13 protein-coding genes are annotated in these 13424 nt (G+C 69.9%); 2 read left to right on the top strand and 11 right to left on the bottom strand.

Annotated features, from left to right (window positions below; all coding sequences use genetic code 11):
* Window positions 1–130 precede the first annotated feature (130 nt).
* The 8 genes from ABTW72_RS32615 to ABTW72_RS32580 form a co-directional block, all read right to left on the bottom strand.
* A complete protein-coding gene (locus tag ABTW72_RS32615; RefSeq protein ID WP_350865707.1) occupies window positions 131–577 on the bottom strand; it encodes a metal-sulfur cluster assembly factor in 447 nt (148 codons plus the stop codon).
* A 67-nt stretch (window positions 578–644) separates the two neighbouring features.
* Window positions 645–1118, bottom strand: coding sequence for a Fe-S cluster assembly sulfur transfer protein SufU (gene sufU, locus ABTW72_RS32610; protein WP_350865704.1), 474 nt, complete (start codon window positions 1116–1118; stop codon window positions 645–647).
* The gene (locus ABTW72_RS32605; RefSeq protein ID WP_350865701.1) at window positions 1118–2422 is read right to left on the bottom strand and encodes a cysteine desulfurase; all 1305 of its coding nucleotides are present in this window, start codon (window positions 2420–2422) and stop codon (window positions 1118–1120) included. Before ABTW72_RS32605 ends, sufU begins: the two co-directional genes overlap by 1 nt.
* Window positions 2423–2442: 20 nt before the next feature.
* Window positions 2443–3216 (bottom strand): Fe-S cluster assembly ATPase SufC, encoded by a 774-nt coding sequence (sufC, locus tag ABTW72_RS32600; protein WP_091403695.1) that lies wholly within the window; start codon window positions 3214–3216, stop codon window positions 2443–2445.
* Entirely contained in the window at window positions 3216–3542 is a 327-nt protein-coding gene (locus ABTW72_RS32595; protein WP_350865698.1) for a non-heme iron oxygenase ferredoxin subunit, read from the bottom strand. Before ABTW72_RS32595 ends, sufC begins: the two co-directional genes overlap by 1 nt.
* Window positions 3542–4708: a Fe-S cluster assembly protein SufD gene (gene sufD / locus ABTW72_RS32590; protein ID WP_350865695.1), complete on the bottom strand. Its 1167-nt coding sequence runs from the start codon at window positions 4706–4708 to the stop codon at window positions 3542–3544. Before sufD ends, ABTW72_RS32595 begins: the two co-directional genes overlap by 1 nt.
* Before the next feature lie 86 nt (window positions 4709–4794).
* Window positions 4795–6225, bottom strand: coding sequence for a Fe-S cluster assembly protein SufB (sufB, locus tag ABTW72_RS32585; RefSeq protein ID WP_234588434.1), 1431 nt, complete (start codon window positions 6223–6225; stop codon window positions 4795–4797).
* Window positions 6222–7022 carry a helix-turn-helix transcriptional regulator gene (locus ABTW72_RS32580; protein WP_502892277.1) on the bottom strand — a complete coding sequence of 267 codons (801 nt, stop codon included), beginning with the start codon at window positions 7020–7022 and terminating at the stop codon, window positions 6222–6224. Before ABTW72_RS32580 ends, sufB begins: the two co-directional genes overlap by 4 nt.
* A gap of 98 nt (window positions 7023–7120) precedes the next feature.
* On the opposite strand from ABTW72_RS32580, the gene ABTW72_RS32575 reads away from it, so the two are divergent.
* Window positions 7121–8086 carry a COX15/CtaA family protein gene (locus ABTW72_RS32575; RefSeq protein ID WP_350865692.1) on the top strand — a complete coding sequence of 322 codons (966 nt, stop codon included), beginning with the start codon at window positions 7121–7123 and terminating at the stop codon, window positions 8084–8086.
* Between the two features lie 226 nt (window positions 8087–8312).
* Here ABTW72_RS32575 and ABTW72_RS32570 read toward each other — a convergent pair whose 3' ends face one another.
* The 3 genes from ABTW72_RS32570 to ABTW72_RS32560 form a co-directional block, all read right to left on the bottom strand.
* Window positions 8313–9233, bottom strand: coding sequence for an ATP-grasp domain-containing protein (locus ABTW72_RS32570; RefSeq protein ID WP_350865689.1), 921 nt, complete (start codon window positions 9231–9233; stop codon window positions 8313–8315).
* A 13-nt stretch (window positions 9234–9246) separates the two neighbouring features.
* Window positions 9247–9582 carry a hypothetical protein gene (locus ABTW72_RS32565; protein ID WP_091403682.1) on the bottom strand — a complete coding sequence of 112 codons (336 nt, stop codon included), beginning with the start codon at window positions 9580–9582 and terminating at the stop codon, window positions 9247–9249.
* 482 nt (window positions 9583–10064) lie between these two features.
* On the bottom strand, window positions 10065–11018 hold the full coding sequence (locus tag ABTW72_RS32560) for a heme o synthase (RefSeq protein WP_130402713.1): 954 nt from the start codon (window positions 11016–11018) through the stop codon (window positions 10065–10067).
* Window positions 11019–11284: 266 nt separating this feature from the next.
* On the opposite strand from ABTW72_RS32560, the gene tkt reads away from it, so the two are divergent.
* A complete protein-coding gene (gene tkt, locus ABTW72_RS32555; protein ID WP_350865686.1) occupies window positions 11285–13423 on the top strand; it encodes a transketolase in 2139 nt (712 codons plus the stop codon).
* Window position 13424 lies beyond the last annotated feature (1 nt).

Here is a 13424-nt window from a genome sequence, read left to right as displayed (position 1 = left end):
GCAGCGGCCTGTCGGCCGGTCGTAGCCGGATGTTCGTCTCCGGTGCCTTCGACCGCGCGCCGACGGCGTCCGCCGCGACCTCGGCCACCTTCGACCCGTGCGGGTACCGCGCTCGACGAAGTGGATCGGGTCAGACGTTGAAGCCCAGGGAGCGGAGCTGGTCCCGACCCTCGTCAGTGATCTTGTCCGGACCCCACGGCGGGAGCCACACCCAGTTGATCCGGATGTCGTTGACCAGGCCGCCGCCGGGGCCGGTGGTCAGCGCCTGCCGGGTCTGGTCCTCGATGACGTCGGTCAGCGGGCAGGCCGCCGAGGTGAGCGTCATGTCCAGGGTGGCGACGTTCTCGTCGTCGACGTGGACGCCGTACACGAGGCCCAGGTCGACCACGTTGATGCCGAGCTCCGGGTCGACGACGTCCTTCATCGCCTCCTCGATGTCGGCGATCATCGCCTTGCTGACGCCGCCCGCGGGAGCGGCGGCGTCAACGGTGCCATCGGTCGTCGCGGCGTCGGTCTGCGGCACCACGGTGGTGTCACCGGCCTCCGGCGTCGCCTCAGTAGCGGTGTTCTCGCTCATGCCGTCCCTCCGCATCGCTGCGTGATGCCACAAGGCACCACGGTGTCATTCGCTCGCTGACGCTCGCTCACGCCTTCACCTCCGGGCTCGCGCCCACACCGGCGCGTGCCGCGGCGTCCTTGAACGCCATCCACGGCAGCAGCGCGCACTTGACCCGGGCGGGGTAACGGGCCACACCCGCGAAAGCAACCCCGTCACCGAGCACGTCCTCGTCCGGCGTGACCTGGCCACGTCCGGACATCAACTCCACGAACGCCTCGTGCACCTCGAATGCTTCCCCGGCGCCCCGACCACGCAGCAACTCGTGCAGCACACTCGCCGATGCCTGGCTGATCGAACAGCCCATACCGTCGTACGAGATGTCGTGCAGCACCGTGCCGTCGGTGGCCACCCGGACGGTGACCTCGTCACCGCAGGTCGGGTTGACGTGGTGCGCCTCCGCGACCTGATCGCCCGGGTCGTCGGCATCGCGCAGGCCGCGCCCGTGCGGGCGCTTGTAGTGGTCCAGGATGATCTCCTGGTAGAGCTGGTCGAGCTGCATCAGTCGAACACCTTCCGCACCTGCTCCAGACCGGCCACCAGAGCGTCGATCTCCTCGGTGGTGGTGTAGAGGTAGAACGAGGCCCGGGTCATGGCCGGAACACCGAACCGGCTGCACACCGGCTTGGCACAGTGGTGGCCCACCCGCACCTGCACGCCGAGCGAGTCGAGCACCTGACCCACGTCGTGCGGGTGCACGTCACCGAGTGCGAACGAGATGGTGCCGCCCCGGCCCACCGGCACGGTCGGACCGAAGATCCGCAGGTCCGGCACCGAGCCGAGAGCGTCCAGCGCGTACGCCGTCAGCTCCTTCTCGTGCCACTGGATGGCCTGCATCCCGATGCCGGTCAGGTAGTCGACGGCCGCACCGAGCGCGACGGCCTCGGCGATCGGCGGGGTGCCCGCCTCGAAGCGGGCCGGCGGCGCGGCGAACGTCGAGCGGGCCATGGTGACCGTCTCGATCATCGAGCCGCCGCCGAAGACCGGCGGCATGGCCGCCAGCAGCTCACCCCGACCCCAGAGCACCCCGATGCCGGTCGGACCGCACATCTTGTGGCCGGTGAAGACGATGTAGTCGGCGTCCAGGTCGACCACGTCGATGGGCAGGTGCGGCACCGACTGCGAGCAGTCCAGCAGCAGCAGCGCACCCACCTCGCGGACCCGCGCGGTGATCCGGGAGGTGGCGTTGACAGTGCCGAGGATGTTGGACATGTGCACCAGCGAGACGATCTTCGTCCGTTCGGTGACCAGATCTTCCAGGCCCGACTCGTCCAGCCGCCCCTGGTCGGTGACCGGGAACCAGCGCAGGGTCGCGCCGGTCCTCTCACAGAGCAACTGCCACGGGACGATGTTCGAGTGGTGCTCCATCTCGGAGATCACCACCTCGTCGCCCGGACCGAGCCGGAAACGGGGGTCGGCGTCCGGGCGCAGCGAGGCGTTCGAGAAGGCGTACGCCACGATGTTGATCGCCTCGGTGGAGTTCTTCGTGAACACCACCTCGTCGACGCTGGGCGCGTTGATGAACGCGGCGATCTTCGCCCGCGCCCCCTCGTACGCCTCGGTGGCCTCGGTGCCCAGGGTGTGCACCGAGCGCGACACGTTGGCGTTGTGCCGCGCGTAGTGCTCGTCGAGCACGTCGAGCACCTGACGGGGCTTGTGCGAGGTGTTGGCGCTGTCGAGGTAGACCAGCGGGTGCCCGTTGACGTCCCGACCGAGGATCGGGAAGTCGGCGCGCACCCGGGCCACGTCGAAACGCGGCACGTCGTCGTACTGCGGCATCCCCGAGGGGATCGCGATGCTGGTCATCTCGGCAGCGCCTCTCCCGCTCAGGCCTTGGCCGTGCCGGCCCCGGCGGCGTACCGCTCGTAGCCCTCGGCCTCGAGCTTGTCGGCCAGCTCCGAGCCGCCCTGCTCGACGATCCGGCCGGCCACGAAGACGTGCACGAAGTCCGGCTTGATGTAGCGCAGGATCCGGGTGTAGTGGGTGATCAGCAGCACGCCGGTGTCGCCGGTGTCGCGGACCCGGTTGACGCCCTCGCTGACCACGCGCAGCGCGTCCACGTCGAGACCGGAGTCGGTCTCGTCGAGGATCGCGATCTTCGGCTTGAGCAGCTCCAGTTGGACGATCTCGTGCCGCTTCTTCTCACCACCGGAGAAGCCCTCGTTGACGTTGCGCTGGGCGAACGCCGGGTCCATCTGGAGACGCTCCATCGCACCGCGCAGCTCGCCGCCCCAGGTGCGAAGCTTCGGGGCCTCGCCGTCGATGGCGGTCTTCGCGGTCCGCAGGAAGTTCGCCACCGAGACGCCGGGCACCTCGACCGGGTACTGCATGGCCAGGAAGAGGCCGGCGCGGGCGCGCTCGTCGACCGTCATGGCCAGCACGTCCTCACCGTCGAGGGTCACCGTGCCACCGGTGATCTCGTACTTGGGGTGACCGGCGATCGAGTACGCCAGGGTGGACTTGCCGGAACCGTTCGGGCCCATGATCGCGTGGGTCTCGCCCGACTTCACGGTCAGGTCGACGCCGGCCAGGATCGGCTTGAGCTCACCCTCGGGCAGCTTGACCGACACCTTCAGGTCGCGGATCTCCAGGGTGCTCATTATCGGGTCACTCCATTACTCGGCGTCAGGCTGAGGTAGATGTCGCCGTCGCGGACTTCGACGGGGTAGACGGGGACGGGTTCGGTGGCGGGCAGGCCGGTCGGATCGCCGGTGCGCAGGTCGAAGCGCGAGCCGTGCAGCCAGCACTCGAGCGTGCAGCCATCGACCTCACCCTCGGAGAGCGCGACGGAGGCGTGCGAGCACTCGTCGTACGCGGCGTAGAAGCCGCCGTCCTCGCCGTGCACCAGGGCGATCGGCGTGCCGTCGACGTCCGCGCTGATCGCGGTGCCCTTCGGCACGTCCTCGGTGGAGCAGATGCGGATCATCAAGCGCCCGCCTTGGTCAGCCGGGCCTCGATCGTGTCTCCGAGGCTCTCACGCAGCGACTCCACCGGGATCTTGTTGATCAGCTCGGCGAAGAAACCACGCACCACCAGCCGGCGGGCCTCACTCTCCGGAATGCCCCGGGCCATCAGGTAGAACAACTGCTCGTCATCGAAGCGGCCGGTCGCGCTGGCGTGGCCGGCGCCGGCGATCTCGCCGGTCTCGATCTCCAGATTGGGTACGGAGTCCGCCCGTGCGCCGTCGGTGAGCAGCAGGTTCCGGTTGATCTCGTACGTGTCGGTGCCGGTCGCCTCGGCCCGGATGAGCACGTCGCCCACCCAGACGGTGTGCGCGCTCTCGCCCTGCAGGGCGCCCCGGTAGCCGACGTAGCTGCGGCAGTCCGGGATGCTGTGGTCGACCAGCTGCCGGTGCTCGAGGTGCTGGCCGGAGTCGGCGAAGTAGACGCCGTACAGCTCGGCCTCGCCACCGCGCCCGGTGTATTCCACGCTGGTGAACTGCCGGACCAGGTCGCCACCCAGGGAGACCTGGATGTGGATGACCTTGGCGTCCCGGCCCAGCTTGATCTTCAGGTGCTGGGCCTGGACCGCGTCGTCGGCCCAGTCGGCGACCGTGACCAGCGTCAGCTTCGCGCCGTCGGCCACGGCCACCTCGACGTTGTCGGCCAGGATGGCCGACCCGACGTGCTCCAGTACGACTGTCGCCTCGGCGAACCGGCCCACCTCGATGAAGGTGTGACCGAACGCCGGCTGCTCGACGCCCTCGCCGACCACCCGCAGCCGCACTGCTTCGCCGAGCACCACGTCGGGGGCCACCCGCAGCAGCAGGGCGTCCGCGGCGGCACCGTAGGCCAGCGCACTGACCCGGTCGACCGGGGTCAGCACGCTGCCGACTCGCTCGTCGTCACGGCCGACCCGGGTGATGGCGACGCCCTCGGGCAGGTCGCCGTACTCGTGTCGGACCGCACCGGTCGCGGCCGGCGCGTCGTCCAGCGGCCTGGAACCGTCGCTGGTCAGGCCGCGGAGGCGCTTGAGCGGGGTGAAGCGCCACTCCTCCTCCAGGCCGGTGAGGGCCGGGAAGTCGGCGACGTCGTACGAGCGCAGCGCCTGCGACTTGGTGCTGGGCGGCGGCGCGGAAGCCTGGGTAGTCATTTCTTCCTTGGTCTGTCTGTTCCGACGACGAGTTGGGGCCGGGTGTGACGGGCCGAGGCTCCGGCCCGCCACGGGGAGCGGCGGCGTCAGCCGACCGCGCCCTCCATCTGAAGCTCGATCAGACGGTTGAGCTCCAGGGCATACTCCATCGGGAGCTCCTTGGCGATCGGCTCGATGAAGCCGCGCACGATCATGGCCATCGCCTCGTCCTCGCTCAGGCCCCGGCTCATCAGGTAGAAGAGCTGGTCGTCGCTGATCTTGGAGACGGTCGCCTCGTGCCCCATCGACACGTCGTCCTCACGGATGTCGACGTACGGGTAGGTGTCCGAGCGGGAGATGGTGTCGACCAGCAGCGCGTCGCACTTGACAGTGCTCCGGCTGTGGTGCGAACCCTCCAGCACCTGCACCAGACCCCGGTACGAGGTGCGGCCGCCGCCACGGGCGATCGACTTGGAGATGATGCTCGAGGAGGTGTGCGGCGCGGCGTGCACCATCTTGGCGCCGGCGTCCTGGTGCTGACCCTCGCCGGCCATCGCCACCGAGAGCACCTCGCCCTTGGCGTGCTCACCGGTCATGTAGACCGCCGGGTACTTCATGGTCACCTTGGAGCCGATGTTGCCGTCGACCCACTCCATGGTCGCGCCCTCGTGGCAGACGGCGCGCTTGGTGACCAGGTTGTAGACGTTGTTCGACCAGTTCTGGATGGTCGTGTAGCGGCAGCGCGCGTTCTTCTTGACGATGATCTCCACGACCGCGCTGTGCAGCGAGTCGGAGGAGTAGAGCGGCGCGGTGCAGCCCTCGACGTAGTGCACGTACGCACCCTCGTCGACGATGATCAGCGTCCGCTCGAACTGGCCCATGTTCTCCGTGTTGATCCGGAAGTAGGCCTGGAGCGGGATCTCGACGTGCACGCCCTTCGGCACGTAGATGAACGAGCCACCGGACCACACCGAGGTGTTCAGGGCGGCGAACTTGTTGTCGCCGACCGGGATCACCGTGCCGAAGTACTCCTTGAAGACGTCCTCGTGCTCGCGCAGGGCCGTGTCGGTGTCCAGGAAGAGGACGCCCTGCTCCTCAAGGTCCTCGCGGATCTTGTGGTAGACGACCTCGGACTCGTACTGCGCCGCGACACCCGCGACCAGCCGCTGCTTCTCCGCCTCCGGGATGCCCAGCCGGTCGTAGGTGTTCTTGATGTCCTCGGGCAGGTCCTCCCAGCTGGTGGCCTGCTTCTCGGTGGACCGCACGAAGTACTTGATGTTGTCGAAGTCGATCCCGGTGAGGTCCGCGCCCCAGGCCGGCATCGGCTTACGGCCGAACAGCCGCAGGCCCTTCAGCCGCAGGTCGAGCATCCACGCCGGCTCGTTCTTCTTGGCCGAGATGTCCCGCACCACCGCCTCGTTGATGCCGCGCTGGGCGACCGCCCCGGCGGCGTCCGGGTCGGACCAGCCGTACTCGTACCGGCCCAGGGCGGCGAGCTGCTCTTCCTGGGTCAGGGGCTGGACGATCTGCTCGGTCATCTATCTGTCCTCACAGTGGTTACGGGATTACCGGATTGGGCGCGGCCCGGCTGAGTCGGGATGTGCGTGGTGCACACCCCGTCGCCGTGCGCGATGGTGGCCAGACGCTGCACGTGGGTGCCGACCAGACGGGAGATGACCGCGGTCTCGGCCTCGCACAGCTGAGGAAACTCGGCGGCCACGTGCGCCACCGGGCAGTGGTGCTGACAGAGCTGGCCGCCGGAGGCGATCGTGGTCGCGTTGGCAGCGTAACCCTCGCCGGTGAGCGCTGCGGCGAGTGCCTCGGCTCGGGCGAGAGGGTCGTCGCCGGCGTCCTCCATGGCCGTCCGACAACGGGACTCGAGAGCCGACACCTGCTCGGTGGCGAACGCCTCGACCGCGTCGGAGCCGCCGCTACGGGCGATCCAGCGCAGCGCGGCGGTGGCCATGTTGTCGTAGTGGTGTGTGCCACAGCGGACTCGGGCGGCCTCGGTCAACAGGAACACCTTGGCCGGACGCCCCCGACCGCGACTGCCCTGCACGGGCTGCTCGCGGGCGTACACGTCACCATCCGCAAGCATCGCGTCGAGGTGCCGGCGGATCGCCGCCGGGCTGAGCCCGAGCGCCGCGCCAAGCTGCGCGGCGGTGGTGGCACCCTGCTCCAGCAGCAACTGGGTGACCCGGTCCCGGGTGGAGACCTCGGCCACCGCCGGCCCGGCGAGGCCGGCCGACGTGGTCACGGCAGGCGCGGAGGCGGACGCACCGAGGGCCGGTACGGCCGTCGGTTGGTGCCCGGAGAGCGCCGCCGCGTTTTTCACAACGCCAACGTTACGTAATTACCCGGAGGGTCGCAAACCCGGGCCCCGGTGATCCCAACCACCGGGCCGGCGGAGTCGGACGAACCTCGATCACTACGGTGCGTAGGATTTGCGCCGTGAACCGAATCGTCCGTCCGGTCTCCGGCATCCTGCTGCGCCGCCTCGCGCTCGCCTCGATCATCGCGAACGTGGGCATCGTCGTCACCGGCGGGGCCGTCCGGTTGACCGCCTCGGGCCTCGGCTGCCCCACCTGGCCCCGGTGCACCGACGATTCCTACGTCACGACGCCGGAGATGGGCGTGTACGGCGTGATCGAGTTCGGCAACCGCATGCTGACCTTCGCGGTGGGTCTGATCGCGCTGGCCACCGTACTGGCCGTACTGCTGCATCGGCCCCGCCGACCCGGGCTCCTCGCACTGGCCGTGGCGGTCTTCCTGGGCATCCCCGCCCAGGCGGTGATCGGTGGCATCACCGTGCTGACCAACCTCAACCCGTGGGTGGTCGGTCTGCACTTCCTCGCCTCGATGGCGGTGATCGCCGCCGCGTACGCCCTCTGGCGACGCATCGGCGACCCCGACGGCCCGACCGTGGCCGCGGTGCCCGCACCGCTGCGCGCGCTGGCCCGGGTCACCACCGGCGTCACCGTCGCCGTGCTGGTCGTCGGCACCTGGGTCACCGGTAGCGGCCCGCACGCCGGCGACCACGGCGCCGCCCGCAACGGGCTCGACCCGGAGACGATCTCGCAGGTGCACGCGGACGGGGTCTTCCTGCTGATCGGTCTCTCGGTGGCGCTGATCTTCGCGTTCCGCGCCGTCGGTGCGCAGCGAGCCACCCGCGCCGCGATCATCCTGGTCGCCGTGGAGTTGGGTCAGGGCCTGATCGGCTTCGTGCAGTACTTCACCCACGTGCCGGCGATCCTGGTGGGCGCGCACATGCTCGGCTCCTGCCTGGTGCTGCTGGCCGCCCTGTCGGTGCAGTGGTCCACCCGGGAACGCCGCGCGGTCACGTCGGCCCCCCAGGCCACCCCGACCGACGCCGCCGCCCCGGTACCAGCCACCGCCTGACCGCCTCGCGTTCCCGGAACCCGAGTCTGGCCGCCCGCGGCCGCCAAGATCGCACTCGAACCAGGATGTAGTGGCCACGAAACGCCAGGAAGCCACTACAACCAGGATGTTGCGCGATCTTGCCGGCGGCGGCGCGGCGGCGCGGCGGCGCGGCGGCGCGGCGGCGCGGCGGCGCGGCGGCGCGGCGGCGGCGGCGGCGGCGGTTCAGGGTTGCGTGTCGTGGGGGTTAGGCGGTGCGGGCCAGGTGGGTGGTGATCGCGGTGGCGAGGCGGTCGGGGGCTCCGTCCGCGTACCCGATGAAGAGCGACGGTTCGGTCAGCTCCAGCTCGACCAGGACCGGCTCGCCGTCCGGGCCGGGGATCAGGTCGACCCGGGCGTAGAGCAGCTGTCGGGTGCCGCCGGGCACCGTCGCGAGGGTCTGCTCGGCCACCGCCAGTTGTTCGGGGCGGGCGGTGCTGGCGCTGATCTCCTCGGTCTTGTAGAGCCCGTCCGGGCCGAGATCCGGCCCGGACAGCATCGGACCCTTGCGGATCGCGTGGCTGAACGCGAGCCCGTCCGGGCCGGCCAGGAAGAGCAGGGCCGTCTCGCCCTCGGTGTCGACGGCCCGCAGGTACGGCTGGACCATGGTGACCCGGCCGGCCTCGGAGAGCCGGCGGACGTGTGCGGCGGCCAGGTCCCGGTGCTCCGGGTCGGCCAGGTCGTACCGGCCGGTGTCCTGGCTGCCGGCGCTGACGGCGGGCTTGAGCACGTACTCGCCGGTCTCGGCGGGCAGTTGCCAGCCCTCCCCCGGCTCGATCCACGACGTCGGCACGGTTGGCACCCCGGCGGCGCTCAGCTCGGCGAGGTAGCGCTTGTCGGTGTTCCAGCGGACCACGTCCGCCGGGTTGACCAGCCTCGGCACGGTGGTCGCCCAGGACACGAACTCGTCGCGGCGTAGCGCGTAGTCCCAGGGTGAGCGGAGCACGACCAGGTCGTAGGACGACCAGTCGACGTCGGGGTCGTCCCAGACGACCGACTGGACGGCGACGCCACTGGCGGCGAGCGGGGCCAGGACCAGCCGGTCGTCCGGGTCGAGGTCGGCCAGGTCTGAGCAGGTGACGAGAGCGACCCGGGGTTCCCCCCGGGTCGACTGGTGATATGTGGTCAATTCAGGTGTCTGTTCAGCGGGCCATCGTGCGCCGGGCCATCGACCGCCAGAGGTCGTTGCTCGGACGCATCTGGTCCATCAGTTCACGCTCCCAGGCGTTCTCGACGGTGACTCCCGCCTTGGCGCACGCCTCCCGGGCGGTGACGGTGTCGTCGGCGAACTGGTCGCCCCACTCGCCGTCGGAACCCACCAGGACGATCCGCGCGCCACGCTTGCCGACGTACTCGATGACCGCCTTCGCGCCGCCGTGTCCGGCCGCGAACGCCTTGAGGCCCGCGACCAGGCCCTGGGGCGCCTGCTCGCCGGCGGTCTGCTCGGCCGTCAGCGTCGTATCGGAACCATCTGCCATGACGCGAAGCCTAAGCAGAGTTGCACCCCGTCGGGCGAGAAGCATGAAGCTTTTGTGATGCCAATTACCTACAGGTTTAAGGACGATCACAGGTTTACTGTCCGTTTATTTACCGACTTTTACGCTCAAAACACGTGGGGAAATCGCCTTCGAACCACCCCAGGTTGAGCCGATCAGACTCATGCCGAAAGTTACTCTGATGTGACGTTAAACCCGGACAGTTCATCCACGTCCATGATTAGTCAGTAGATCATCGGCGTCATTCGCCGCCGGGTGGAGCCACGGCGCGACAACTGACCGACGACGCGAGGGCCGGCCGACGAGCCGAGCCGCAGCGCCCAATGCAGCCGCCGTGCCCAAGGAAGCCCCGGCGCCCAAGGAAGCCCCGCCGCCCAAGAGAGGCGACAGGCCGGCGGAAGACGTCGGGCGGAGGCCACGGCCCTTGGACACGAAGGACGCAGAGCCGGGCCGTGCGGGACGGGTCAGATCAGCGCGTCGAGCGCGACGGCCACGAAGACGATCGTCAGATACGTCGTCGACCAGTGGAACAGCCGCATCGGCTTGACCGCCTCGCCGCGCGTCGCGCGCCGGCAGAGCCGGTGTGCCTCGACCACGAAGATGGCACCCACCACCAGGGTCGGCACCCCGTAGATCGCGCTGAGCCCCAGCGGCCAGACGGCCAGGGAGGTGAGCACGGTGAGCCACGCGAAGATCAGGATCTCGGCGTTCACCCGGCGGGTCGAGGCCACCACCGGCAGCATCGGAATGCCGGCCCGCGCGTAGTCGTCCTTGTACTTCATGGCGAGCGGGTAGAAGTGCGGCATCTGCCAGAAGAAGACAACAGCGAAGAGCCCCCAGGCGGCCGGCGCCAGCGAGCCGGTCACCGCGGCCCACCCGATCAGCACCGGTGCGGCCCCGCAGGCGCCACCCCAGAAGGTGTTCGTCGGGGTGGAACGCTTGAGCCACAGGGTGTAGACGAGGTCGTAGTAGGCGATCGCGGCGAGGGTCAGCCCGGCGGCCAGCAGGTTGGTGAACGCCGCCATCAGGGCCACCGACACCGCCGCCAGCACCAGACCGAAGATCAGCGCGCTTCGCGGCGACACGGTGTGCGCCGGCAGCGGCCGACGCTTGGTACGCCGCATCAATTGGTCGATGTCGCGGTCGATGTAGCAGTTGAGGACGCTGGCCGCGCCGGCGGCGAGCGAGCCGCCGATCAGCACGATGGCCATCAGCCACAGCGACGGCAGCCCGCCCTCGGCGAGCATCATCGCCGGGACGGTGGTGACCAGCAGCAACTCGACGATCCGCGGCTTGGTGAGCGCCACGTACGCCGAGAGGACCGCGCGTACGTCCCGCCGGGCCACCGGGCCCTCGGCCGCCCGCGCCGGGTGTGGCCCGGCCGGGTTGCTCGCGGGGCGCTCGGTGATCATGCTCACGGATTGCCACCTTCCGGCATCGGGCACGGGGAGATCGGATCGGTCGGGACCGCTCGGGTCCGCATACCGCCCCACACACTACGCGTCGTCGTTTTGGCTGCCCGGCCGACCCGACAACGGTGCGGGCCGTCACACCACAGGGTTGAACCGAGCATCCGGATGGTCACGTAGCGCACACCATGCGCAGATCCCCGGGCGCACGTTTAGGGACGCTCGATAAGGTCATCGGTGAGGGTTCCGCCCATCTGCCGAGGAGCACAACCATCGTGGCTGTTAAACGACCCGAGCACTCCGCACTGAACTGGTCCGACCTCGATCGCCGGGCCGTAGACACCGTCCGCGTGCTGGCCATGGACGCCGTAGAGAAATCCGGCAACGGTCACCCGGGCACCGCGATGAGCCTCGCGCCCGCGGCGTACCTCCTCTTCAACCGCGTCATGCGGCACAACCCGGCCGACCCGAACTGGCCCGGCCGCGACCGGTTCGTCCTCTCCGCCGGGCACTCCAGCCTGACGCTCTACATCCAGCTGTTCCTCTCCGGTTACCCGCTGAGCCTGGACGACCTCAAGTCGCTGCGGCAGTGGGGCTCGCAGACGCCGGGGCACCCCGAGCACGGGCACACGCCGGGCGTGGAGACCACCACCGGCCCGCTCGGGCAGGGTCTGGGCAACGCGGTCGGCATGGCCATGGCGGCCCGCCGTGAGCGCGGCCTGTTCGACCCCGAGGCCGAGCTCGGCGCGTCCGTCTTCGACCACAACATCTGGTGCATCGTCTCCGACGGTGACATCGAGGAGGGCATCAGCCACGAGGCCAGCGCCCTCGCCGGGCACCAGCAGCTGGGCAACCTCACGGTGATCTACGACGACAACGAGATCTCCATCGAGGACGACACCCGGATCGCCAAGAGCGAGGACGTGGCCGCCCGCTACGAGGCGTACGGCTGGCACGTGCAGACCGTCGACTGGCGCAGCGGCGACGCCGACCAGGGCGACTACCACGAGGACGCCGAGGCGCTGTACGCGGCGCTGGTGGCCGCCCGGGCGGAGACCGCCCGCCCCTCCTTCATCGCGCTGCGCACCATCATCGGCTGGCCCGCGCCCAACAAGCAGAACACCGGCAAGATCCACGGTTCGGCGCTCGGCGCCGACGAGGTGAAGGCCACCAAGCGGATCCTCGACTTCGACCCGGAGCAGACCTTCCAGGTCGACGAGGAGGTGCTCAGCCACGCCCGCACGGTGATGGGCCGCGGCGACGCCGCCGAGCAGGAGTGGACCACCGCGTTCGACGCCTGGAAGAAGGCCAACCCGGAGCGCACCGCGCTCTACGAGCGGTTGGCTGGTCGCGTACTCCCCGACGGCTGGACCGACGCGTTGCCGGTCTTCCCCGCGGACGCCAAGGGGGTGGCCACCCGGGCCGCCTCCGGAAAGGTGCTGGAGGCGCTCGCGCCGGTGCTCCCGGAGCTGTGGGGTGGCTCGGCCGACCTGGCCGAGAGCAACAACACCACGATGAAGGGCGAGCCGTCCTTCATCCCGGCCGCCCACGCCACCAAGGACTTCCCCGGCCACGAGTACGGCCGCACGCTGCACTTCGGCATCCGTGAGCACGCCATGGGCGCGATCCTCAACGGCATCGCCCTGCACGGCGGCACCCGCCCGTACGGCGGCACGTTCCTGGTCTTCAGCGACTACATGCGTCCGTCGGTGCGGCTGGCCGCGCTGATGAAGCTGCCGGTGACCTACGTCTGGACGCACGACTCGATCGGCCTCGGCGAGGACGGCCCGACCCACCAGCCGGTGGAGCACCTGACCGCGCTGCGCGCCATCCCGGGCCTGGACGTGGTCCGTCCGGCGGACGCCAACGAGACCGCCTGGGCCTGGCGGCAGGCGCTGGAGCACACCGACCGGCCCACCGCGCTGGCGCTGAGCCGTCAGCCGCTGCCGACCCTGGACCGCGACGTCCTGGGCAGCGCCGAGGGCGTGGCCAAGGGCGGGTACGTGCTGGCCGAGGCGTCCAACGGCAAGCCTCAGGTGATCATCGTCGGCACCGGTTCCGAGGTGCAGCTCTGCCTGACCGCCCGGGAGCGGCTGGAGGCCGACGGCACCCCGACCCGGGTCGTCTCGATGCCCTGCCAGGAGTGGTTCTACGAGCAGGACGAGGCATATCGGGAGTCGGTGCTCCCGCGCGGGGTAAAGGCACGGGTGAGCGTGGAAGCGGGCATCGCGATGTCCTGGCGCGGGATCGTCGGTGACCTGGGCGAGAGCGTGAGCCTGGAGCACTACGGCGCGAGTGCCCCGCACACCGTGCTCTTCGAGCAGTTCGGGTTCACCGGTGACCGGATCGTGGCGGCGGCACACGCCTCGCTGGCCCGGGTGGGCGACATCACCGGTTTCACGACCGGCAACTGAG

The organism is Micromonospora sp. NPDC127501 (genome assembly GCF_040302185.1).
Classification (GTDB): Bacteria; Actinomycetota; Actinomycetes; order Mycobacteriales; family Micromonosporaceae; genus Micromonospora.
This window is presented reverse-complemented; position numbering and strand designations above follow the sequence as displayed.

Excerpts from the sequence above, each read along its gene's own strand:
- sufC (WP_091403695.1), bottom strand. The coding sequence starts at position 3,216 with ATGAGCACCCTGGAGATCCGCGACCTGAAGGTGTCGGTCAAGCTGCCC.
- ABTW72_RS32605 (WP_350865701.1), bottom strand. The coding sequence starts at position 2,422 with ATGACCAGCATCGCGATCCCCTCGGGGATGCCGCAGTACGACGACGTG.
- sufD (WP_350865695.1), bottom strand. The coding sequence starts at position 4,708 with ATGACTACCCAGGCTTCCGCGCCGCCGCCCAGCACCAAGTCGCAGGCG.
- sufU (WP_350865704.1), bottom strand. The coding sequence starts at position 1,118 with ATGCAGCTCGACCAGCTCTACCAGGAGATCATCCTGGACCACTACAAG.
- ABTW72_RS32615 (WP_350865707.1), bottom strand. The coding sequence starts at position 577 with ATGAGCGAGAACACCGCTACTGAGGCGACGCCGGAGGCCGGTGACACC.
- sufB (WP_234588434.1), bottom strand. The coding sequence starts at position 6,225 with ATGACCGAGCAGATCGTCCAGCCCCTGACCCAGGAAGAGCAGCTCGCC.
- ABTW72_RS32565 (WP_091403682.1), bottom strand. The coding sequence starts at position 9,582 with ATGGCAGATGGTTCCGATACGACGCTGACGGCCGAGCAGACCGCCGGC.
- ABTW72_RS32595 (WP_350865698.1), bottom strand. The coding sequence starts at position 3,542 with ATGATCCGCATCTGCTCCACCGAGGACGTGCCGAAGGGCACCGCGATC.